23 protein-coding genes are annotated in these 22,052 nt (G+C 41.3%); 20 read left to right on the forward strand and 3 right to left on the reverse strand.

Annotated features, from left to right (window positions below; all coding sequences use genetic code 11):
* Positions 1 to 271 precede the first annotated feature (271 nt).
* The 4 genes from AC1DND_RS00140 to AC1DND_RS00155 are packed head-to-tail and all read left to right on the forward strand — an operon-like array spanning position 272 to position 3,001.
* Entirely contained in the window at positions 272 to 1,102 is an 831-nt protein-coding gene (locus tag AC1DND_RS00140; RefSeq protein WP_057935019.1) for an ATP-binding cassette domain-containing protein, read from the forward strand.
* Between the two features lie 6 nt (positions 1,103 to 1,108).
* The gene (locus tag AC1DND_RS00145; RefSeq protein ID WP_057935018.1) at positions 1,109 to 1,888 is read left to right on the forward strand and encodes a hypothetical protein; all 780 of its coding nucleotides are present in this window, start codon (positions 1,109 to 1,111) and stop codon (positions 1,886 to 1,888) included.
* 1 nt (position 1,889) lies between these two features.
* The gene (locus AC1DND_RS00150) at positions 1,890 to 2,273 is read left to right on the forward strand and encodes a GntR family transcriptional regulator (RefSeq protein ID WP_057935017.1); all 384 of its coding nucleotides are present in this window, start codon (positions 1,890 to 1,892) and stop codon (positions 2,271 to 2,273) included.
* Positions 2,270 to 3,001 carry a GIN domain-containing protein gene (locus tag AC1DND_RS00155; RefSeq protein WP_477578115.1) on the forward strand — a complete coding sequence of 244 codons (732 nt, stop codon included), beginning with the start codon at positions 2,270 to 2,272 and terminating at the stop codon, positions 2,999 to 3,001. Before AC1DND_RS00150 ends, AC1DND_RS00155 begins: the two co-directional genes overlap by 4 nt.
* A gap of 73 nt (positions 3,002 to 3,074) precedes the next feature.
* Here the strand turns inward: AC1DND_RS00155 and AC1DND_RS00160 are convergent, their stop codons facing one another.
* Both AC1DND_RS00160 and AC1DND_RS00165 read right to left on the reverse strand, forming a co-directional pair.
* On the reverse strand, positions 3,075 to 5,501 hold the full coding sequence (locus tag AC1DND_RS00160; RefSeq protein WP_477578117.1) for a TonB-dependent receptor: 2,427 nt from the start codon (positions 5,499 to 5,501) through the stop codon (positions 3,075 to 3,077).
* A 91-nt stretch (positions 5,502 to 5,592) separates the two neighbouring features.
* On the reverse strand, positions 5,593 to 6,006 hold the full coding sequence (locus tag AC1DND_RS00165; RefSeq protein ID WP_057935014.1) for an EamA family transporter: 414 nt from the start codon (positions 6,004 to 6,006) through the stop codon (positions 5,593 to 5,595).
* 203 nt (positions 6,007 to 6,209) lie between these two features.
* Between AC1DND_RS00165 and AC1DND_RS00170 the strand changes: the two genes are divergently transcribed.
* The 8 genes from AC1DND_RS00170 to AC1DND_RS00205 all read left to right on the forward strand — a co-directional run bounded on the left by AC1DND_RS00170 (position 6,210) and on the right by AC1DND_RS00205 (position 14,887).
* On the forward strand, positions 6,210 to 6,809 hold the full coding sequence (locus AC1DND_RS00170; protein WP_477578119.1) for an HD domain-containing protein: 600 nt from the start codon (positions 6,210 to 6,212) through the stop codon (positions 6,807 to 6,809).
* 83 nt (positions 6,810 to 6,892) lie between these two features.
* Positions 6,893 to 7,570 (forward strand): response regulator transcription factor, encoded by a 678-nt coding sequence (locus AC1DND_RS00175; RefSeq protein WP_057935012.1) that lies wholly within the window; start codon positions 6,893 to 6,895, stop codon positions 7,568 to 7,570.
* Positions 7,567 to 8,820: a sensor histidine kinase gene (locus AC1DND_RS00180; protein WP_057935011.1), complete on the forward strand. Its 1,254-nt coding sequence runs from the start codon at positions 7,567 to 7,569 to the stop codon at positions 8,818 to 8,820. Before AC1DND_RS00175 ends, AC1DND_RS00180 begins: the two co-directional genes overlap by 4 nt.
* A 60-nt stretch (positions 8,821 to 8,880) precedes the next feature.
* Positions 8,881 to 9,288 (forward strand): hypothetical protein, encoded by a 408-nt coding sequence (locus AC1DND_RS00185; RefSeq protein WP_057935010.1) that lies wholly within the window; start codon positions 8,881 to 8,883, stop codon positions 9,286 to 9,288.
* A gap of 3 nt (positions 9,289 to 9,291) precedes the next feature.
* On the forward strand, positions 9,292 to 10,083 hold the full coding sequence (locus AC1DND_RS00190; protein ID WP_057935009.1) for a phosphatase PAP2 family protein: 792 nt from the start codon (positions 9,292 to 9,294) through the stop codon (positions 10,081 to 10,083).
* Between the two features lie 795 nt (positions 10,084 to 10,878).
* The gene (locus AC1DND_RS00195; RefSeq protein ID WP_057935007.1) at positions 10,879 to 11,295 is read left to right on the forward strand and encodes a hypothetical protein; all 417 of its coding nucleotides are present in this window, start codon (positions 10,879 to 10,881) and stop codon (positions 11,293 to 11,295) included.
* 298 nt (positions 11,296 to 11,593) lie between these two features.
* The gene (locus AC1DND_RS00200) at positions 11,594 to 13,780 is read left to right on the forward strand and encodes a TonB-dependent siderophore receptor (protein WP_477578123.1); all 2,187 of its coding nucleotides are present in this window, start codon (positions 11,594 to 11,596) and stop codon (positions 13,778 to 13,780) included.
* Positions 13,781 to 13,792: 12 nt separating this feature from the next.
* A complete protein-coding gene (locus AC1DND_RS00205) occupies positions 13,793 to 14,887 on the forward strand; it encodes a PepSY-associated TM helix domain-containing protein (RefSeq protein ID WP_477578125.1) in 1,095 nt (364 codons plus the stop codon).
* 703 nt (positions 14,888 to 15,590) lie between these two features.
* On the opposite strand, the gene AC1DND_RS00210 is transcribed toward AC1DND_RS00205, so the two are convergent.
* The gene (locus AC1DND_RS00210; protein ID WP_057935003.1) at positions 15,591 to 16,292 is read right to left on the reverse strand and encodes a Crp/Fnr family transcriptional regulator; all 702 of its coding nucleotides are present in this window, start codon (positions 16,290 to 16,292) and stop codon (positions 15,591 to 15,593) included.
* A gap of 186 nt (positions 16,293 to 16,478) precedes the next feature.
* Here AC1DND_RS00210 and AC1DND_RS00215 point away from each other — a divergent pair, with 186 nt between their 5' ends.
* The 8 genes from AC1DND_RS00215 to AC1DND_RS00250 all read left to right on the forward strand — a co-directional run bounded on the left by AC1DND_RS00215 (position 16,479) and on the right by AC1DND_RS00250 (position 21,675).
* Positions 16,479 to 18,350, forward strand: coding sequence for a chloride channel protein (locus AC1DND_RS00215; RefSeq protein WP_083505539.1), 1,872 nt, complete (start codon positions 16,479 to 16,481; stop codon positions 18,348 to 18,350).
* A gap of 29 nt (positions 18,351 to 18,379) precedes the next feature.
* Positions 18,380 to 18,613, forward strand: a complete 234-nt coding sequence (locus tag AC1DND_RS00220) for a hypothetical protein (protein ID WP_057935002.1) — start codon at positions 18,380 to 18,382, stop codon at positions 18,611 to 18,613.
* A gap of 117 nt (positions 18,614 to 18,730) precedes the next feature.
* Positions 18,731 to 19,075 (forward strand): hypothetical protein, encoded by a 345-nt coding sequence (locus tag AC1DND_RS00225; RefSeq protein WP_057935001.1) that lies wholly within the window; start codon positions 18,731 to 18,733, stop codon positions 19,073 to 19,075.
* A gap of 183 nt (positions 19,076 to 19,258) precedes the next feature.
* Positions 19,259 to 19,438, forward strand: a complete 180-nt coding sequence (locus AC1DND_RS00230; protein ID WP_057935000.1) for a histone H1 — start codon at positions 19,259 to 19,261, stop codon at positions 19,436 to 19,438.
* Positions 19,439 to 19,495: 57 nt separating this feature from the next.
* Positions 19,496 to 19,816, forward strand: a complete 321-nt coding sequence (locus tag AC1DND_RS00235) for a hypothetical protein (protein WP_057934999.1) — start codon at positions 19,496 to 19,498, stop codon at positions 19,814 to 19,816.
* Between the two features lie 285 nt (positions 19,817 to 20,101).
* Positions 20,102 to 20,992: a hypothetical protein gene (locus AC1DND_RS00240; protein ID WP_477578128.1), complete on the forward strand. Its 891-nt coding sequence runs from the start codon at positions 20,102 to 20,104 to the stop codon at positions 20,990 to 20,992.
* A gap of 114 nt (positions 20,993 to 21,106) precedes the next feature.
* Positions 21,107 to 21,379, forward strand: a complete 273-nt coding sequence (locus tag AC1DND_RS00245) for a helix-turn-helix domain-containing protein (RefSeq protein ID WP_477578130.1) — start codon at positions 21,107 to 21,109, stop codon at positions 21,377 to 21,379.
* A complete protein-coding gene (locus tag AC1DND_RS00250) occupies positions 21,376 to 21,675 on the forward strand; it encodes a hypothetical protein (RefSeq protein ID WP_477578132.1) in 300 nt (99 codons plus the stop codon). The genes AC1DND_RS00245 and AC1DND_RS00250 overlap by 4 nt, the downstream gene beginning before the upstream one ends.
* Positions 21,676 to 22,052: the final 377 nt, after the last annotated feature.

Below are 22,052 nucleotides of genomic sequence, written 5' to 3' on the forward strand. Positions count from 1 at the left end.
GTTCAATGTATGTGAAATTATTTTTATACTAAACTTTAAGAATTGGGTTATCCTGCTGGTAACCATGAAAGTAAATAGTGAATGTTGTTTTCAATTGCGGGTTGCAAGGAATAGTTTTAGTTAAGAGTAGGTAAGGGAATTGAATGCGCTTAATTAGCCCTGGCCGCTAAACATAAAAAATTGAATAAAATATTTTGAAATACCGGATTTAAATTTACTTTTGTAGTGTGTTACATAAGTGATACAGTGATATACTAAAAATATCTTCATTATGATAGAGATCATTGACCTGAGTTTTGGATATTCTAAAAAATCCACATTACTTAAAAAATTGAACCTGAAACTTGAAAAAGGGCACATCTATGGGCTTTTGGGAAAAAATGGTGCTGGAAAATCTACATTGCTCAAAAATATAGCGGGGCTTGCCTTTCCTTTTGAGGGGAAATGTATGGTCAACGGTAAAATTGCAGCCAGGCGCCAGCCTTCTTTTCTTCAGGGGCTTTTTTTTATTCCAGAAGAGGTACACATGCCATCGCTAAGTACGGAGTCTTTTGTTGCCCGGACGGCACACTTTTATCCGGCCTTTGATCGTACGTATTTTTATAAACTGCTGTCGGAGTTTGATGTAGACAGAGAGGAGAACCTAAGCAAGCTTTCTTTTGGACAACAGAAAAAAATGATGATTTCTTTTGGCCTGGCAACAAATACATCTCTTTTGATCATGGATGAGCCGACCAATGGACTTGATATTCCCTCAAAGGTCCAGTTCAGAAAGGTTATTTCCTCAGCACTCTCTGATGAGCGGTGCATCATTATCTCGACTCATCAGGTGAGGGATCTGGACAGTCTGATCGATACCCTTCTTGTGCTCCATAATAAAGAGATCGTAGTAAACCTTCCTTTAGATGTAATCGGGGAGCGTTTGCTCTTTAGTTCGGCCGGAAGGGCAAACCCAGATAGGATACTCTACGCTGAAGATAATATGATCGGTACCAATACCATCAGTATCAACACCGATGAGCAGTATGGTAAGGTGGATATGGAACTGCTATTTAATGCGGTTGTTAATGGAGAAAATTTAATTTTACAACATTTAAAATAACAGGATATGAACGATATATTTAATTGGAAGCGGTTTATCGCACTTTTCAAAAAACATAGTGCCGAAAATTACAAGACCTACCTGATGTCAATAGGGGTTCTGATCGGGGTACTCACCCTCATCCTTAGTTTTATTACTTATACCAGCGATGGCCATATAGGTGTATTTCAACAGGGCATTATTTTTCTTAACATCATGATCTTTTCTGGAACGATATTTACCAGTATGATCTTTGCAGATCTTGGTAGCAGAAAGAAGGCCATACCCATTCTAACCCTTCCCGTATCTCATCTGGAGAAATATCTGGTCGCCTGGCTTTATTCTTTTGTTGTTTTTCAGCTGGTGTATGTCGGCTGCTTTTACGCCGTAGATTATATTGTGCTATATGCGGGCAATGTCGGTATTTCAGATAAGAACAATATGGTGAATATATTTTCAACCGACGATCCGTTCTGGATTGCATTTCCACAGTTTGCCGTTCTTCAGGCGATCTGTTTTATCGGGGCAATATACTTTGAAAGGCTCCATTTTATCAAAACTGCTTTTCTTTTTTTCTTATTTATCCTGTTTCTGAGTGTTTTTAATACCATGCTGTTAAACTGGATTTTTGGTTTCAAGGTAGACAAGGGTATCCCGTTCAGTTCGGTCGGAATCACTGAAGCGGGCCATTTTTGGTTTATCAGGAGAGATCATTTGGGCGATGCTGTGGTGTTTGCTTCACTCGTATTGGTCTGTGGCCTGTTGTGGTTGGGAAGCTATTTTAGATTGAAGGAGAAGCAGGTATAATATGGAGTTTAGAGAAAACGAAGCAATTTATTCCCAGGTGGCAAATTTCGTTACCGAGCATATCATGCTGGGCAAATGGCTGCCGGAACAGAAGATCCCTTCAGTTAGGGAACTGGCATCTGATCTTCAGGTAAACCCCCATACGGTGGTGAGGGCCTATGAGATACTGCAGTCAAGAGAGGTGATCTCAAATAAAAGAGGGATCGGTTTCTTCATCCATAGTGATGCCATTGAAAAAATAAGGAGCTTCAGTAAGGAACGTTTCATGGGACAGGACCTGCCGGAACTGCTCAAGAATATGTACCTGCTGGGGATTACCATTGAGGAGATCGGCGCACAGTTCGAATCCTATAAGAAAACCATGAACCAATCCAAACAAATATGAAAAACAGCAATATTATGATCATTTCGGCTATAGCTATCATACTGATCTCGCTAACTGTATATAATTTTACCTTAAAAGCTTCATACCGAAACGGGGATTATAAAAATCCATTTTATGGGCTTAGCTATAATCAGATAAACAAGGTTTCAAAGATTGAACTCGACTGCTCGAATAAAATTACATGTTATATCCGTCAGGGGAAAAATAGCGGCATTTACCTAAGTGCGCGCGCCAAGGATAAGGTGATCTGGAGTGTTGAGCAAGGTAGTTTAAAGATCGACCTGAGCGATGAGGCTAAGCGGGCAGATTTTATGGTCTATAACGATGATCTGGTCATTGTTCTTGACAATCTTGAGCGGATCAGCACAAAGCCGTATTTTAGAACCGGTGAGAAATGGGAGCATGCACGGCTTTTCGGTCAAATAGGTATCAGTGGATTTAGACAGGATTCAATGGATGTCGATCTGGGTATTTCTTCCTCCGCTGTTCTGGATAGTATCTCTGTTGGTAGTCYGAACGCATTGATCGGTGCGCATGGAAAAGGTGTTTCATCCCTACAGTTGCATTCTGGAACTTTTGGCAACGCAGTATTCAAAATTCCCGGGTCAGGAAAACTTGAGCTACTGGATCCGAAGATCACCAAAAGTGAATATCATCTTTCCAATGAAGCAACCGTAACGCTCAATGGGAAGTCCTTGCGGATTATCGAAGAAAACGGGGAAAGATAATAAACCGCCCGAGGGTTTGTATTTCTGGAATATCGCATACCATAACACTGATATTCGATATTCCAGAATTAGATTAAAACTTATAACTGTAACCCATCCTGAATACCTGGGTTTCATAATAATCGGTACTGTTTAGCCTGAATCCGTTGCCAGTAATCTCTTTTTTGATTTTCAGCGTATTAAAAATGTCGTTGCCGTTTAAAAACAGTTCACCTTTTCCTTTCTGGATCTGCTTTTTAATTCCAAGATCTGTTGAGAACCTTGAGCCGATTTTTCCCTGGGGAATAATGTCCGGCGCCAGGTAGGCCATAGAAAGTTGGATATCGGTATCGCCTTTTAACTTAAACTGGGCATTGAATTTCACATTCCCGGATACTAAGGATTCCTTGGTCATGCTATATTGAGTGGGTACGGGGTATCTGTTTTCTACGCTAAATGCATCAATGGTATTCTGGTATACCGTCCCACTCAGGTTGAAGGAAAACCAGGCCTTGAGCTGTTGTTGCCAAAGCAGTTCCCCTCCCGAATTGTAGCTTTTTCCGGCATTCTGGAAAATATTATACAAGATGGTATTTCCAGGAACCTGTGTGGCAATCCTGGTAATGGTGCCCGAAATAATTTTATGAAAAGCTGATCCATACAGATAACCTTTGTCCCAATTGTATTTATAACCGAGTTCCAGCGAAGTGGTAAACTGTGGGCGTAAGGTAGGGTTACCTACCTTGAGCAGTTCTGGTTCATCATATTTTGGGAAAATACGGATATCCACTTCGTTTGGACGGTCTACACGCTGGTTGTAAAAGAAAGTGATCCTGTTGTCCGTATTGATTTTGTAAGCAAAGCGAAGATTTGGAAAAGGGCGGAGGTAATCATAACCGTCGCTTTTGTACGTATTGTGGTCGGGGTTTACATCATAGTAAATATTGGCATACTCCATTCTCAGGCCGGCTTCAAGTTCGATTTTGGGCGTTTCATAAATATAGTTTCCATAAACTGCCGGAATATGTTCACTATAGTCTGCCCAGCCTCCAGCGTTCACATCAATGGGCGAATTAAGCCCAGCAAAGAACTGCATATTGGTCGGGATGTTCCGATAACGGTACTTAAGTCCGGCTTCAATCCGGCCATGTTTCATGGGTTTTACATAATCAATGGTAAGATCAGAAACATGTTCGTCCGACAAAAGTTTAAAGGCATCTTCGCCGCTAAAAGTGGGCAGGATGTTAGTGAAATTGTATTTTTCGTCTTCCCTGTGCCAGGTATAATTAAATCCTGTAGTTAAGGTATGTCCTGGCTGGGCAAATTTATGCTGGTATACAGCAGAACCGGTGGCCGTATATTTTACTTCGTCCTCTACAAATTGCCACAACCGGTTCCGTACCGTATAATCTCCATTAAAATAGGGGATATCACCTAGGTCGATGATTTTTTCCCTGTTGAAAAACGCAGATACCGTAAGGCTATTGTGTTCGTCAGGATTATAATCCACTCCGGTTTTTACGGTTGTAAAGGTCGTTGTCCGGTTTCTTTTTACCTGTTGGTTCAGTACCATGCCACTATCAAAGATGCGCTGAGAAAATTCGTTTTTGTTCAGTGTTTGGGTGTACAGATAATCCGCCTGTAAAAAGATATTGGTTTTGTTTTTTTTATAGTTTAACGAAAGCGATGGATTAAGTTTTGGAGTGGCCTGGTACTGCGGCGATATCCCCGGTAGGTTTTCTTTTCTGAGCCAGAGTGATCCAAGACCGCTGTTAAAACCCACTTTGCCATTTAAGCCTTCCTGATTGTTTTTCTTGTATATAATATTGATAATGCCTGCATTTCCGCTGGCATCGAATTTAGAAGAAGGGTTTGCTATAATCTCAATCCGCTCTATGGATGATGCCGGGATATTATCAAGCCCGGTCTGGCTACCAAAACCTGTGATGGCATTCTGTTTTCCATCAATGAGTACTGCAACCTTATCATTCCCCCTCAATTGCACTTTACCATCCTGAATGGTTACGCCTGGAAGATTCTGCATGGCCTGAAGTACCGACCCACCCAATTGGCTTGTATTTTTTGTAATGTCGTAGCTTTTTTTATCCATTTTGTTGGATATCCCTTCAGATGTGGATGTTCCCTTTATCTCAATGGTTTGCAGGGTCTGGGGATCTTCTATAAGATCGAAATTCCCAAGATCTAAAAAAGGGCTTAGTATGCCAACGCTGAAGGTTTTGCTGATGCGTTGGTAGCCCACCATGCTTACTTCAAGAATATATTCTCCCGAAGGCACATCTTTAAGGGTAAACCGGCCCTGTTCGTTGCTTACCGTACCCAAAATAAATTTTGTATCGGTTCCTTTTTTTAACTGTATATTTCCGAAAGGCAGTGTATTCTTATTTTTTGCATCCCTGATCTGTCCTGAAAGGGTTATCGGCTTTTCCTGTCCTTCTGCATCCTCTGGGCAAAGAAATAGCGCAAGGCAAAAAAGCCTCAATATCCGTATGTAGTTTTTCATAATTTATAAGTTTTCCGAAAGGCAAATTATAAAGCAATTCTGAAGACAATCTGAACTTCTGAAAACTACTATCGATCTGATCTGTTCCGGTTTATAACAGGATCACTAGACTCCCAGCCACAATCATAAGACCGCCAATGAGTGTTTTTACCTCAATGGGTTCTTTGAGGATCAGAAAAGCAAGCCCCATGGCTATAGCTACACTTAGTTTATCAATCGGGGCAACTTTCGAAACATTTCCGGTTTCGAGTGCCTTAAAATAAAAAATCCACGAAAGCCCTGTTGCAACACCCGAGAGGCCCAAAAAGATCAGGTTATTTTTGCTCAGTGTTTTAAGCTGCGAAATTTCACCGGTGGCCAGCACGATACCCCAGGCAATGAAAAGAATAACAATGGTGCGGATCGCCGTTGCCAGATTTCCATTGACGCCTTTGATCCCGATTTTAGCAAGGATTGCAGTAGCTGCGGCGAAAAAAGCAGATAAGATTGCATAATATTTCCACATATTAAAGATTTTAGGTTAAAGCAATTTAAGGAGTAAAAAGGAATTTAACCATTAATTCAGTAGTAAAATTGTATTGAATCGCATAGTTATTGTGAGGCAATTAGGAAGTACAAAAACATTTGTAAGCACAAAGTATAATTATGTGCACTACAGATTTTCTCCAGAATTGAGTTTTATCATTGCGCCGGATTAATTTAATCTAGATGGATAAAAAAGCCGATCAGTTATTAACCAAGGTAAAATTATTTGTTGAAGACCAGTTGAAGAACAGGCTTTCGCAAAGAATGTATTTCCATAATCTTGAGCATACCTTACTGGTGGTTGAAGGTGTACAGTTAATAAGCCGCCACATGGGACTTTCAAAATCCGACCGTTTGGTGGTGATTCTTGCGGCGTTTTTGCACGATCTTGGCTATACCGAAAAATACGTCGGGCACGAAGAAGCCAGCGCAGAGATTGCTGCAGAATTTCTTTTAGAAAATGGCTTTGCGAGAGAAAGAACAGAACTGGTGCGCGGATGCATTATGGCTACCCGGTTTCCACAATACCCCAAAAACGAACTGGAAATGGTTATTTGTGATGCAGATTTCTACCATTTTTCGCTAAATGATTATCAGGACTATGCCGATAGACTAAAACGTGAATGGGAAGAAAACCTCGGATTGGTTTATACCGATCTGGCATGGGATACATTGAACCTGGAAATGCTCAGTCGGCATGAGTATTTTACTGCTTATGGCAAAAAGATATTACAGGAAAAGAAAATGCTGAACATAAAAAAACTGATAGGCCGGATTGGTTAATATATAATTGTTGAAAATACGGATTTGTACCCATCGCTGGTTAGCTTCACTTTAAATCCCGGCATAATTTAATAATTTACACCATGAAAATTTTGATCATCGAAGATGAACAGGCACTCTATGAGAGTATCCTTGCCTATTTTACAGGCGAGGGCAACATCTGTGAGCTTGCAACCGACTTCGTTACAGCATCCGAAAAGATAGCACTATATCATTACGATTGTATTTTGTTAGACCTCGGGCTGCCGGACGGAGAAGGGCTGGAGCTGTTGACCCGATTGAAAAGCATGAACAAAAAAGACGGCGTACTGATTATTTCGGCAAGGCATTCGCTTGATGACCGTTTGGCCGGGCTTGATCTTGGTGCAGATGATTACCTGGTAAAGCCATTCCACCTATCGGAGCTAAAAGCAAGGGTAAGTGCGATTGTGAGGAGAAAAAACTTTGAAGGAACCAACCTGATTATTTTTGATGAGATCAAGGTTGATGTTGCCGCGATGAAAACTACCGTAAATGAACATCCTGTTGTATTGACTAAAAAAGAGTTCGATCTATTAGTGTATTTCCTGTCCAACAAGAATAAGGTGGTAACCAAAAACGCAATGGCCGAACATCTTTGGGGCGATGAAATGGATCTTTCAAATGATTTTGACTTCATTTATACTCACGTTAAAAATTTAAAAAAGAAGCTCAGCGAGGCTGGTTCAAAAGACCATCTGCGCTCTGTTTATGGTATCGGCTATAAATTCAGCAGCCAATGAAACTCTCCACCCGTTACAACAGGGTAAACATCATCACCTCCATCATCGTGCTGATTATTACCGGGATTATCTATTACCTGGTTATCCACCTCATTCTGACAAACAAACTTGATAAAGACCTTGCCGTTGAAGAAAACGAGATCAGGCAATATACCCACACCTACAAAAAACTTCCACTGCCAGCAACCTACCTCGATCAGCAGATTTCTTACAGCAGCCCAAAGGGCGACACCACGGATGTACGCGAATTCAGTTATACCACTTACTTAAATCCTAAAGAGAAAGAACAGGAGCCGGGTAGAAGTCTGGTAACCACCGTTAACCTTAATGGAAAAACAATAGTGGTTACCATAACGAAATCGCGTGTTGAATCGGAAGACCTCGTAAGGATTATCCTGTTGATCACCCTGGGCATTACCATGTTACTGCTCTTTTCGCTATTGCTGATTAACCGTTTTGTACTAAACAGGCTTTGGAAACCCTTTTATGTAGTGCTTAACCGGATGAAGGCTTTTGAGGTAACCCGCATGGATAACATCAAAGAAGAGCCCACGCGGATTGATGAGTTTAACGAACTTAATAAATCGGTAAATGCAATGGCCGAGAAAGTAAAGCAGGATTATAAAGAACTGAAAAGTTTTACCGATAATGCTTCGCACGAAATGATGACACCTTTGGCTGTGATCAATTCCAAGCTCGATTCGCTCCTGCAAACAGAGTCTTTTACCGAACAACAGGGTGCATTACTGGAAGATATCTATCAAGCCACAGGTAGACTTTCGAGGTTACATCAATCGCTTTTGCTGTTGGCCAAGATCGAAAACAACCTGATATCGGATACCGAGGAAATAGACTTAAAAGAAATGATCGAAGCAAAAATCCGTCAGTTTCAGGAACTTTTTGGACGGGACGGATTAAATGTAGAAATAAAACTATCGGAACGGAAAGTAACCATGAGCCGCTATCTGGCAGATATCCTTTTAAACAACCTTTTCAGCAATGCCGTAAGGCATAATATAAACGATGGCAGGATATCGCTTGAATTGACCAGTGAAAAACTTACCATTTCAAATACCGGAAAAACCTTAAATATCCATAACCGCATGTTCGACCGTTTTTCAAAATCGACAGAATCTGAGGGAATGGGATTGGGGCTGGCCATCAGCAAACAGATCTGTAACCTTTACGGATTCAATATTGAATACAGTCATATCGAAAACATGCATTTTTTTTCAATTTATTTAGGCTAAGGCAGATAACTACAGAATTCCTACAAAGTTGCCGAATAGTTTTGATTAAAAATTAAAACTATGAAACAGATTTTAGTAATTATATTGCTAGTGGGAGGAACAGTTTTCTCATCACAGGCCCAAAAAATCAATGCTCTGAAAGTACCTGCTGCCGTTAGTGCTGCTTTTAAAAAATCACACCCTGCTGCTAACGTAAAATGGGAAATGGAGCAGGCTAATTATGAGGCTGGTTTTATCCTCAATGGAAAAGAGACTTCTGAAGTTTATACACCGGGCGGTACTCTGCTGGAAACAGAAAGCACAATCAAACCTTCAGAACTGCCGGTAACCGTACTTGCCAAACTAAAAGGCAAGAAGATTGCCGAAGCCGCAAAAATTACAAAAGCCGATGGAACAATACATTATGAGGCTGAGGTAAAAGGTAAAGATCTTTTGTTCGATGTAAACGGGAATACCGTTAAAAACTAGATCATGTGCAGAATACGTCTTTCTATCTTACTTTTTATCACTACAATATCTATTTGTTCTGCACAGGTTATCGATTCTACTGCAATCCTTCCGGCCGATACGGCAGGAAGATGGTATGCCGGAAATCCTGTGCCGAAGATGAAATTCAGGCCAATTACCTTTATTGCACCTGCAGTATTGATCGGTTATGGTTTTGCTGCGGTTTACGACCATGGTGCACTCAAACAGCTTGATGTGAGCACCAAGGCTGAATTACAGGAAGATCACCCGCTTTTCGCCGCCCATGTAGATGATTATTTACAGTTAGCCCCAGCCGCTGCGGTTTATGCACTTAACCTATCGGGGGTAAAAGGAAAACACAATCTGTTCGATGCCTCCATGTTATATGTTACCTCTGCTGCCATTATGGGCGTTTCTACCCATTTTGTAAAGCAGGGTGTGGGCAGAATGCGGCCTGACGGATCGGGTACAAATTCTTTTCCCTCAGGGCATACGGCCTCAGCTTTTATGGCAGCAGAATTTCTCCATCAGGAATATAAGGATGTAGATCCATGGATCGGTTACGCAGGATATTTTGTGGCCACGGCCACAGGAACACTAAGGATGTACAACAATAAACATTGGTTTAGCGATGTGGTGGCCGGTGCCGGTTTCGGTATTGCTTCCACAAAAATCGCTTACCTGATTTATCCCTATATGAAAGGCCTGTTCACCACAAAGAAAGAAGGCAATTTCACTTTAATGCCCTTCCATCAACCTGGTAGCACCGGACTGATGCTTTCGGGAAGGTTCTAAGTGTATAGCCGGGGGGCACAACCTTAATCATGTATGTTTTCTGCCAATTAAATCACCATAAACTCCCTGTCGGCAGAAATTACAGCGAACCGTATATGCTGTATCAAACCCAAATGGGGGTTTAAGGTAAATATATTGTGAGGAACGCTTAGGCATGTATACTTGGGAGTATCACTGTCATTTTACCTATCCATGACACTTCCACAGGTTTGATGTGCTAAACTTTAACATTTTGACCAAACCACTTTAAATTATACTCCTATCTTTGTGACAGAAATGTTTAAAAGGTCTTTAGTCATATTATTGTTGGTAGCGCTTATCGGATCAAATTTTGCCGTTTACTTGGTTTACGCCGGATTTGAAGTGAATAAAAAGGAGATTGCTGCCAAATTGTGTGAAAATAAGAACAGGCCCTGGATGCACTGCAATGGCAAGTGTTATCTAATGAAGAAACTAAAACAGGCAGAGGAAAAAGAAAAAAAACAGGACCGCCAAAATCAGCGTAGTGCCTATCCTCTGGGTCTTCCAACTCAACCAATTTTTTTATCTCTTATTTTTCCCAAAAATATTGTTAATTATCACCCTCTTAGGATTGATCGGCCTATTAGCTGTACTTACACTATATTCCAACCACCAAAGTGGAACTGCTAAATACCGATAAGTTGTAGTCTGTCTAAACTTATCCGGGTATTGTCCACTCCATGGGTACTCTTTCTACTTCCGGGAAGATAAACCGCTATTTTTTGGACGATACCAAAATAATTTTGTGTATAGCTTATTTTATGACTTCTCAAAATGAGATCTTTGGTTATTTGTCCTGCAATTTTATTGGTAACAGTCTTTGTTTTTTCCTGTAAAAATCAGGAAAACTATAGGGAAATCCGATCAAAAGTGGTCAGTGTTCATGACAAGGTAATGCGGGATGCAGATCTGGCTCATGGACTGTACAAGTCCCTGGATTCGGTATATAGAAATATCGGTGATAAGGATACTGTTAAGGTCCTGTCCATAATGGTAAATATCGAGAAGGCGAACCATGAGATGGAGGAATGGATGGAGCACTTTGAACCTGATGTATCAGGCAAGGATGCAGCTGAATCTGTTCGGTATTTTAAAACTGAGCTGGATAAGATCTATAAAATTGACCGTCGCTATAAAAGGGTAATGGTCGATGCTGATCATTATCTGGACAGCCGATATCGCCGGAGATAGTCGAAGCAATAAACACAACAATTATTAATTAATCTTTTACTGGTCAGGGCCTAATGTTCTTTGCTGTGCTTTTTGCATAGCGCGTAAAGCATATTGTAAAAGATTTGCGCGGGATGTACGAGCTTTCCTACAAAATTGCGTTAAAAAAAATATTATAAAAACGCTAGCGGCCCTGTTTACCTAAACGACCCTAAAAGATCTTGTATAAAACAAGCAAGAGATAAATTGGCGACCTGCCGGATTAGAAAGATGATACTCTTTTGTTGATGCGCAGTTTACAGCCATAAAAAGAATTTAAATGAAAAACATACTATTAACGGGCCTTTGTTTACTTATGTTTTCGGCCGGAGTTTTGGCCCAGGATAAAACGAAACCCCAAAAGGATCTGGTTAAAATCACAGGAGATACCTCGGCAAAGAAACTGAACGAGGTAAAAATAAGTTCCCGCTATTACCGCAGGTATAACCTGAACAAATCTTCAGCTGCTTTGAAACTTAATACGCCACTGCTCCAGCTTCCACAGAATATTCAGGAGATTGATCAGAGTATTATTGCCGACCAGCAATCTATCAATGTTAACGAAAGCGTAACGCGGAATGTTAGTGGTACCATTCGTAACAACAATGCAGACATGTATAACGCTTCTGTTTTTATGCGTGGAGCGCAGATAACCCCGATGCGCAATGGGCTGGATCTTTCGATGATTTACGCTGGCCCCAGCGCCGAGGATGCCGCCATTATCGGCCGTGTAGAATTTATAAAAGGCCCCTCAAGTTATATCAATGGGCTTTTTGACCCGGCGGGTTCTTACAATGTGCTCACTAAACAGCCTATGGGGAGCAATACCAATCAGATTAGCTTCACAACGGGGAGTTTTAACCTTTATAGGGTTACGGCAGATCTGGACGGCAATCTGGATAGAACCGATAAATGGCAGTACCGGCTAAATGCTGCCGGGCAAAAGTCTGAATCGTTCCAGAAGTATAATTTCAACGATAAACTTGTGGTGGATCCGGTAATCAGATATAATATAAATGATCACTCCTATGTTTCTGCAGAGTATCTATTCCAGACCCAGCGCTTTCAACAGTATTTTTCGACAGTATTTGCGCCCGATGGATTTGTGAGCTTGCCCAGTGACTTTACCATAAACGACCCCAATAAGGCACCATTTAAATCTGTTGAGCACAACGGTTTTTTAAGTTATCATAATTCGTTTAGCCAAAACTGGCACCTTACAATAAATGCCGCATATGCACGTGACCACCTGGAAGGAACTTATTTCTTTGTTTCACGCTACAATGCGGCCCAGCCTAATCTGATCATGCGCAGGGCAACCTATGAGCGTTTGAATACAGATGCGCTTGCAATCCAGCCCTATATCAACGGCGAATTTAATACAGGTGCGGTCCGCCACCAGTTTTTGGGTGGTATCGACATCAACCGTAAAAGGTTTATTTCCTATTCCGGATCAGGTGATCCCACAGCCAACCAGACCCTTTATCCACTGGATGCTTATCATCCTGTATATGGCATTGACTTTGATGCCAACGTTAGAACGGGCGCATTATCAGAGATCGCGACTGATCAGCAGTCCATCTCGTATCAGGCTGCGTATGTACAGGATGAACTTGCAATGTTTGAAAATAGGTTGCGCGTGACAGTAGCCGCCAGACTGACCTTTAGTGAGACAGGCGTTCAAAAGAGCCCTACCAAAACCAGTTTGGGCGAGACCAAAAATACAGCTTTTACGCCAAAGTTGGGATTGAGCTATTCGCTGATGCCGGATTTTTCCGTATACGCACTTTTTGATCAGACCTTTACGCCACAAAGCGGAATTAATACCACAAATGGTGAGGCATTTAAGCCCCTAAAGGGCGAAAACATAGAGGCTGGGCTTAAGAAAGACTRGATGGATGGGAAATGGAATACCACAATCTCGGTTTACAGAATTATCAGGGATAATGTAAAGGTAAGCGATCCTTCCACCAATATCCAGACTCAGTTGGGGCAGACCCTTTCCAAGGGGATCGAGTTTGATCTGAAAGGAGAAATTTTAAAAGGCCTCAATACGGTAATCAACTATGCCTACACAGATAGCCATATTTCCAGGGATGCCAATGTGGCCCGGATAGGATTGGTTACACCTTTTCGGGTTAAACATATTCAGAACACCTGGTTGAATTATCTTTTGCCATTTCATCAAATAAAGGGTTTAACGGTATCAGCTGGATATCAGTTGCAGGTAGGGAGAGCTGGCCGATACGAACTTCAAAAGCTGGAGCTTGCACCTGTTTTTCGTGTGGATGGCGGAATTGGCTGGTCGAATGCCCGCTTTTCTGTAAATGGAATTGTGAATAATATATTCAACAGGTTTAATTACGGAAGTGCATGGATTACGCCGTCATCTGCTACAATTGGTACCTATGCCTATGTTCCCTACCCACCACGTGAGTTCAGGTTAAACGTAGGCTATAAATTTTAATTGGCGATGGTGATGGACTGGAAAAAACGATTGACCAAATTATCTTTCAAGATTCACGGCTGGGCAGGACTTGCTGCCGGTATATTTTTTCTGCTTTATGGACTTAGCGGCTCGTTGCTCGTTTTCAGGCATGAGCTTGACCGGTACTTTAATCCTGAACTGCATAACCTTGTTCCGGCAGAGAAAAAAGTTCCCGCAGATGAAATTTACCGTTTGGTATTACATACGCATCCAAACCTTAAAAAACTGGTTCTGCACGATTTTCCCAGGGACAGGTATGATAGTTATGAGTTTATGCTTTATAAGCGGCAACAAAATCTGAGGGATAACTACCTTTATTTCGTTTTTGTAAATCCATATAACGGGAAAATACTCAGAGAAGGGGGCTATCAAGAGATGGCTCCCTCTTTTCTGCGCTGGATCTATACCTTTCATTACTCTCTGCAACTGGGTATACCGGGTATGTTTCTTACCGCTATTATTGGCCTGGTGATGCTATTGTCATTGATCACTGGGGTTGTTGTTTATCGAAAGCATTTTTGGCAGGCCCTTCGGTTTAGGGCAGGTCTTAACTTTAAAAGCTGGAGGACCGGACTTTCCTCCCTGCACCGCATTATCGGAGTTTGGGCACTGCTCTTCAATATTATTCTTTTTTTTACCGGCTTTTGGATGTTGAGGGAATACTTTAAGCCATCGATGTGGGTTTTGCCCAAACAGCAGGCAAACTACGAAGTTCCTGCCAATATCGATCGCCTGGTCACCCTGGCCTGTAAAAGTATTCCAGGTTTTCAGCCAATTGCTGTTAACATTCCTACCGTAAAGGGTGTAGACATATTAATTAAGGGAAAGATGCCTCAAACTAGCAATTTATTGCTTCAGGGCAAGGCCAGCAGTATTGCTTTTGATTCCGGTACGGGAACAATTAAACACTATACAATCATTGATGAACAGGGGCTGGAAGAACGGTTTGAATATATGGCCTATCAACTTCATGTAGGTGCATTTGGCGGTGATGTTTTGAAGTGGGTTTATGTGGTCTTTGGACTAACTCCCGGCTTTCTTTCCATCAGCGGTGCTTTATTGTGGTTAAAAAGAAAAAAGAGATAACAACCGTTCATGGTCACCTGATTGTTTCGCCCTATGGACATTTTAGCTTTAGGGACGAGGAGATGATGTAAAGTATTTATATGTTTAAGCCTGTCAATCTCGCTGTTCAGAGATTGACAGACCTTTTTTGTATTTGTTTGTACAATCGTAGCTGTAGGCATCATTGCTGTTGTTGGCATATTCCCTGCATAGCTTTTTATATATGCACTTCGCGAGCTCATCAAAAAAGCCCCCATCTTACTTTTACTGAAAACGGGCTGACCGTTAAAGACCGTGATTTTTACAACTGGGAAAACATAGAGGGCTTTGCATTTAGCATAGAAGAAGTTGGACGTGATAATGCCGGGAGCATATATAAAAATTACATCACCCTATCGTTAAAGGACGGCACTTCTGCAAAAATTCCGGTATCCAATCTGGACAGGAAGGCAGATGAAATCCTGTATTTACTTAATGAACATAAGTGGGAATCAGATGATGCAGAAATGCATTCCAAACAATAAAGTTTTAAACCGTGGTTAGTGGCATTGAATAACAACAGGAACTTGGAGAAAAAAGGGAAAGAAACTATGATAGACCCGATGATCTTAATTCTGGCATTTATGCTTTAAATTGTATGGCTAGGTTTGCCTGATTGGTTGTTTTTTTAAGAAAACATTTTTTAAAATATTCGGTTTCTATCAAAAATCGGTTACGGTAAACATCAACCCTTTTTGTTGTCATCTGTTACAACCATCTGTAGAAACGGTGTGTCCAAAACATTGATTCTTTTGCCGTTCGCGCCAAGCTTTCCTGTTTTGGTGAATTCTGTGAAAACCTTAAAAAGGGTTTCGTAGGTAGTTCCCGAATAGGAGGCGATGTCCTGACGTGAGATATTAAGATCTATCGCTCCATTGGCATCAGCCCCAAATTGTGCCTTTAGGGAAAGCAGGGCATTGGCGATCCTTGCCTTTACCGACATATGAGCGAGATTGCGCATCCGTTCGTGCGACTCCTGGAGCTCGGAAGCAAAAAAATCCATCATCTGATAGGTAAGTCCGGGATTTACCGTCAAACAAGACCTGAAAAACTCAAGATCGATAAAGCAGACACTTGCCTGTTCAAGTGCTGTGGCCGAAACAGGGTAAACAGGATTTTTTCCCAGTCCGAGGTGTCCTATCACATCGCCCGGTTTTGCAAACCTTATAATGAGTTCCTTTTCATTGTCCCACTTTTTATGGACTTTGACTGTTCCCGAAAAAACGAAAAAAATGCCGCTTACAGCTTCTGCTTCCGTAAATAACTGGTCGCCCTTTTTTAACTGGAAATTCTTTTTCCTCTGTGACACCGCGGGAAGCCAATCCGGTATCACACGGCTGCATAGAAAACAGCTTTTTACATCGCACAGGTTATTGCATTCTTTCATTAAACAGATATTTCACAGGCAAAAATACAACTTATATTTAATTGCAAAGATGATTTGACTAATATTGTTTAAAAAATATTATTTTCAGTATTCAATTGTATTATACGCTTTTTTATATTGTTTAAAATATATTTAATTTTTATTTGTGTTTTTTTTATTTTACTTTTGGTGCATTCTAAGAGTAAAATGAACAGTAGAAAAAATATAATCCCGATATCGCCATCGCTTGGCGTTTTTGGAAGGTTTAAAATGGGCAGGAACAAAGAGAAAAGTTCGAAAGAGCGTCTTTTGTTTATTTCTATATTGTCTGTAGGGGTTGCTATAGTAATTTCCCTAATCGCAAAGGTTCTGGTGTCACTGATCAACCTGGTTACAAACATATCTTTCTATCAGCAGTTTGGATTTGATTTCCATAGTCCTGCAAGCAATCATTTGGGTTTATGGGTAATTGTTGTGCCTGTAATAGGCTCGGTTATAGTTGGGCTGATGGCCCTTTATGGTTCCAAAGCGATCAGGGGGCATGGGATTCCGGAAGCAATGGAGCAGGTTTTGACCAATCAGAGCAGGATAAAGCCTGCGATTGCAATTTTAAAACCTGTTTCTTCTGCCATTGCGATAGGTACAGGTGGCCCTTTCGGTGCTGAAGGACCTATTATTGCAACTGGTGGTGCCTTAGGTTCAACCCTGGGACAGCTATTTACGGTGAGTTCCAATGAACGTAAAATTATCCTTGCAGCTGGGGCTACAGCCGGAATGTCCGCTATATTCGGTACTCCATTGGCGGCAGTCTTTCTCGCAATAGAACTGTTGCTGTTTGAGTTTTCCGCCAGATCTATCATTCCCGTAGCCCTTGCGTGTATTACCGGCGCAGCCGGACATCATCTTCTTTTTGAAGCAGGCCCCGTATTTCCCATGCCGGCACTTTTGGTACCCTCGAATGCCGCATTGGGCATATATAGTTTTATTGGGATCCTCGTCGGTTTTGCATCACTCGGGCTGACCAAAATTGTGTATTTTATTGAAGATGCTTTTGAGAAAATCCCGGTCCACTGGATGTGGTGGCCCGCTATCGGGGGGCTGGCAGTCGGTACGGTCGGTTACTTTGCACCGCGAACACTCGGAGTGGGCTATGATAATATTATCTCGCTGCTAAGCGGACAGCTTTCCATTTCGGTCATCCTTTCATTATGCCTGTTTAAATTTATTTCATGGGCCATAGCTCTTGGCAGTGGGACTTCGGGCGGAACGCTTGCACCTTTGATGACCATTGGTGGGGCAAGCGGCGCTGCTTTGGGGTATCTATTGCATAACTTATTTCCCGGTCTGGATATCAGCATACCGATGTCGGCACTGGTTGGGATGTCGGCAATGTTTGCAGGTGCTTCCAGGGCATATCTGACAAGCATCCTTTTTGCGTTGGAGTCTACCCACCAGATCAACGGACTTCTTCCGCTTCTGGGGGCCTGTTCTGGGGCCTATCTCATTTCGGTGTTTTTTATGAAAAATACGATCATGACCGAAAAAATTGCTCGCAGGGGTGTGCATACACCTGATAGTTATGAACCCGATCTGTTGTTGAAACTCCGTGTCTCAGAGGTCATGGACCGGAATCCTGTCTTTATAAGCCCGTATAATACCATTGCCGAAGTGAGAAGGTATTTTGGAGAAAATCCTCCTATGGAAAATCAGTATGCCGTGAAGGAACCAACCGGAGACTGCCTGGGTGTTGTTTCAATATTGGATCTTTTTCAGCCTTCGGCAGATACCGAAAAAGAAATACTGTCAATAATAAAGCCTGTAAATGCCCATATTAAAAATAACGACCCTTTGAAAAAGGCATTAGCTATTATGTCCCAAAACCAGCATGACTTTTTGATGGTGTTCAATAGCAGGGAAGGAGGGGCTTTTGAAGGTCTGTTAAGTTATAGGGACGTTGTTAAGGCGTATCATGTCAATCACGAAAGTGAAAGCAGGACCGGGAGAAACCTATCGCTGGACAGGCAGGCAAAGAAAATTATTGTCAGGGGCAAAAGGATGATGGCCGATAGGAGGCCTTAACACATTTTCTGTTATTAAAATTTATTATCATGAAAAAAGCAAGTTATTGTATGATGGTTGCTGGCATAATTGTGCTGGTTGTCGCCTTTTTAACCACAGGCCATCTCAATTCGGTGAACGCGGCAGATTCACATCCATGGACAATCAATATCAATGGGATGCATTCATTTGCATGGCCGGAATTTTGTGGCGGACTGTTGATTGCACTTGGAGGAATTTTCAACATTGCTACCTGGCATCAAAAAAAATACCGGGTGGGATGATGATGCCTTCTCATTTTTATTATCGGGCAGGTGATCGTGGGAAAGGGTACAATCGTACCATTGGCTTTCCGGAAAATATAGGTCAGCCCGCTATATTAAAGTAATCAGCACATTTTAATGGAAGAGAACGATATCGATGAAGTGATAGAGCGCTTAAAAGCAAAAGGATATACACTTACATTCAACCCGGAAGATTCAAATGCTGCCTCTTGGGGAGTATCCGATCCATGGCCCTCTGGTATTGGGTTTGATATTGATGAGATAGTCCCGTGCAGGGGTTCAGATGGCGAGCCGCTCAGGATTTTTGCGGTGACCACTAAGCCTTTCGGTTTAAAGGGGATCTGGATATTGTCTGGTGAGGGGCAGAGATACTGGACGGTTGAGGAAATCATGAAGGGATTTGCAAAGGTTCTCAGGGCGGTTTTTCTTTTTATGTTTAAAAGACAAAACAAGCTTCCATAAGCGAAAATTCGTAGTTAAAAGCAGTTATCCGAGGGCATCGCTCTTCTCCCGGTACGGAAATGTTAAATCTGGCTGGTTCTTTTTCGCTTTCCTGCATAAATGTTTAGTTTTGGGGCTGGAATACGGTTTCCTAAAATAATATAATTAAATAGCCGGGGCCATTTGGCCCTTTAAAAAACAGTTATGGACAAATTCAAACAGGTAAAGGAAGTGATCGCTTCGGTTGAAGCTGATGTAGCAAAATTTTATGATGGTGGAAACGCTGCAGCCGGTACACGTGTACGCAAAGGTATGCAGGACCTTAAAAACCTTGCTCAGGAGATCAGGGCTGAGGTTACAGAGAAAAAGAACAGCGCAAAATAAACAGGAGACTGTTTTGGGATATAAGGCCACTGGTATAGACCGGTGGCTTTTTTGTAGGTGGATTTTTATATTCATCATATACGGCAAGAGAGCCAGGCAACTGTATATGTTTTCTGGTTATGCCAGCTTGATTTAATTTTGATGTTAACTTTTTATATTGTCTGGGCAACTGCCGGGCTATCCGCTCATACGCCTGCAAGCCTTAAGCAGGGGCCGGTATCCGCTGCTATCCCTGTTGCAAAAAAAAAACATTTAATGGTATCGAAAAAGATGTTTTTTTATATGATCCCAATAAATTGCTCTAAATTAAGAAGATTGCTCCCTAAAAATCATTTTTTGGAACTGGAAGATATAACTTCTTTAATAGGAGTTTTGTAATCATACGTTAATTTCTATTTTTGCGTAGCAAGCCTTTTGGTCTGCACTTTTTATCTAAAATAGCGCTATCGGGATTGATGCGCTTTTTTTATGAACCGGTCCTGCTTTGGACCGAAAGGGCGTCGAACCTAGTGGTGTAATTATTTAGAAATCATTTTTTTTGAATACTCCTCCATGGTTTTAGTACCGAAAACTCACCTCTTTTTTTTACTGCTGTCATTTAACGGTGTAGATAACATCCATTTTTAATAAGAGATTACGCATTTTGCAGCATTTCTAAAATTAGTGATTGAGAATTTAATACTAGTGATTATTAACGGTGAATGCGAAGCAAACAAAAAGCCTCTCTCAGTAGCAAAAACTCGTGTATGTGATTTTTTTAATTTAAATTTATCTAAAGTCTTAGCAATTACTTTATTAATAATATGTATGAAAGCTGATTTTTTTAAAGCACGTAAACTGTTTGACTTTTTCCCTCATACTTACGACATCGGTAATCTTTTCGGTCCGTGGAGACGAAATGCCGATAGCCACTTTCTATTAAAATTTTATAGATTAGAAATCGAAAAGTATGGAGAATATTACGCTTACCACCTCAAACATACATTAGAAAATAACATTGCCGCTGAAGAAGAATTTTTCAAAGAGTTGTGGGAACTCATAGAAACCAGAATCAAACACTTTCGGAACAAGAATCCTCATGGCAGTGACCACGAGCAAAATTCAATTAGAATTGAGAAATTAAAACAATTTCAAAAGTTTTTAATAGGAATCGATAGATGGAATGCCAGGCCAGCACCGCTTGTTATTGAAGAAAAAAACCAGATTATTCAGCAATATATCAATGAGATTGAGAAATTAAAGCAAAAGATAGTTGAACTAACTCAGTATGAAGTGAAGCAAAAAATCAGCATTGAAGATGATCATCTGCCAACTTTGATCGATCTTTTTCAGCAGATGCGCAATCTGAGACTGCCGTCTGATAGACTTCTGCTCAGGTGCGACCACAAAATAACATACGCAAAAATGATCGCGAAATATTTTAGCCACGGTGAAAAGGATATTCCGTTAGAAACCGCTAGAAACTATTTCGTAGAAAAAGAGGGGGATATCCCATCGAAAGGAACTTCTATTTATCCAGATCAACAGCTATTTGAGATAATAGGAAAAAAATAGAGGAAACCAGTCTCCTGTATATATTTTAAACATGACCAGAGCAGTGCACTGGTCATTGTATTGCCTCTTCTCCTTCAGATCTTTGCTAAAGATTAATTAAAAAAGAGGCCATTTATGCAGTTAGAAATCTTAACGGAAGCAGATCTTCAGAAGTTCAAAACAGAGCTTTTCGATGAACTCAAAAAAATGAATGTTGGTGGATCGACCATTTCTGATCAGAGAAAATGGTTGCGTAGTGCGGAGGTCCGGCAACTATTGAACATCTCTCCAGGTACGCTCCAAAATCTCCGTGTCAATGGAACTCTGCCGTTCAAAAAGGTTGGAAGCATATTCTATTATGCTTATGCCGACATCACAAAACTGATGGGACAAGGGGGAGACATATGATCGATACTTCTAAGATCCAACGCGATTTTCTAAAATTAGCTGGAACCAAAAGAAATATCCTGCCAAGCCACATCAGTCTTTTTACAGCTTTGGTAATATGCTGTCAAATGCAAGGTCATAAAGTTTCTTTTAGGGTAACCCGAAGGGAACTGATGAGGTTGTCTGCAATCCGTTCTTTTAACACTTATCATAAGTGCTTAAAGCAGCTAGTCGAGCAAGGCTGGATCGATTACAGGCCAAGCTATAATACAGCTATTGCCAGTCAGGTTAGTTTTAACCCAGCTCCGCTGGCATAGTTAACAATTTAGCGAAATAGTTGTACCGCCATCATGACAACTGGGATCGGATATTTTTCATCTTGTGTTCATGGCTCTAWTTTTCTATGAGGCGGTGGAAAGGTTGTACGCCATGCAGAAAGGTCCTTTTTCGTTTTCAGAAAAAGGAGCGAGCCGAGGTTGGGCAGAGCCCTACCTTTCTCGCCCCAAGCTATCGCTATTGGGGTTTCAAGCACCCTCCAGGGGTGCTTTGATCTCAATAAGACGCAATAAGTTAGGTTTTCGGCACCCTCGCGAGAGTGCAATATAGTTGGATATATAGAGATCTGATAAACAAGATAGCCATACACATAGCTATTTATATATTGAGATATATACCATTAATATTCTTTTAAAAA

Source organism: Pedobacter sp. 01N416, assembly GCF_056399685.1.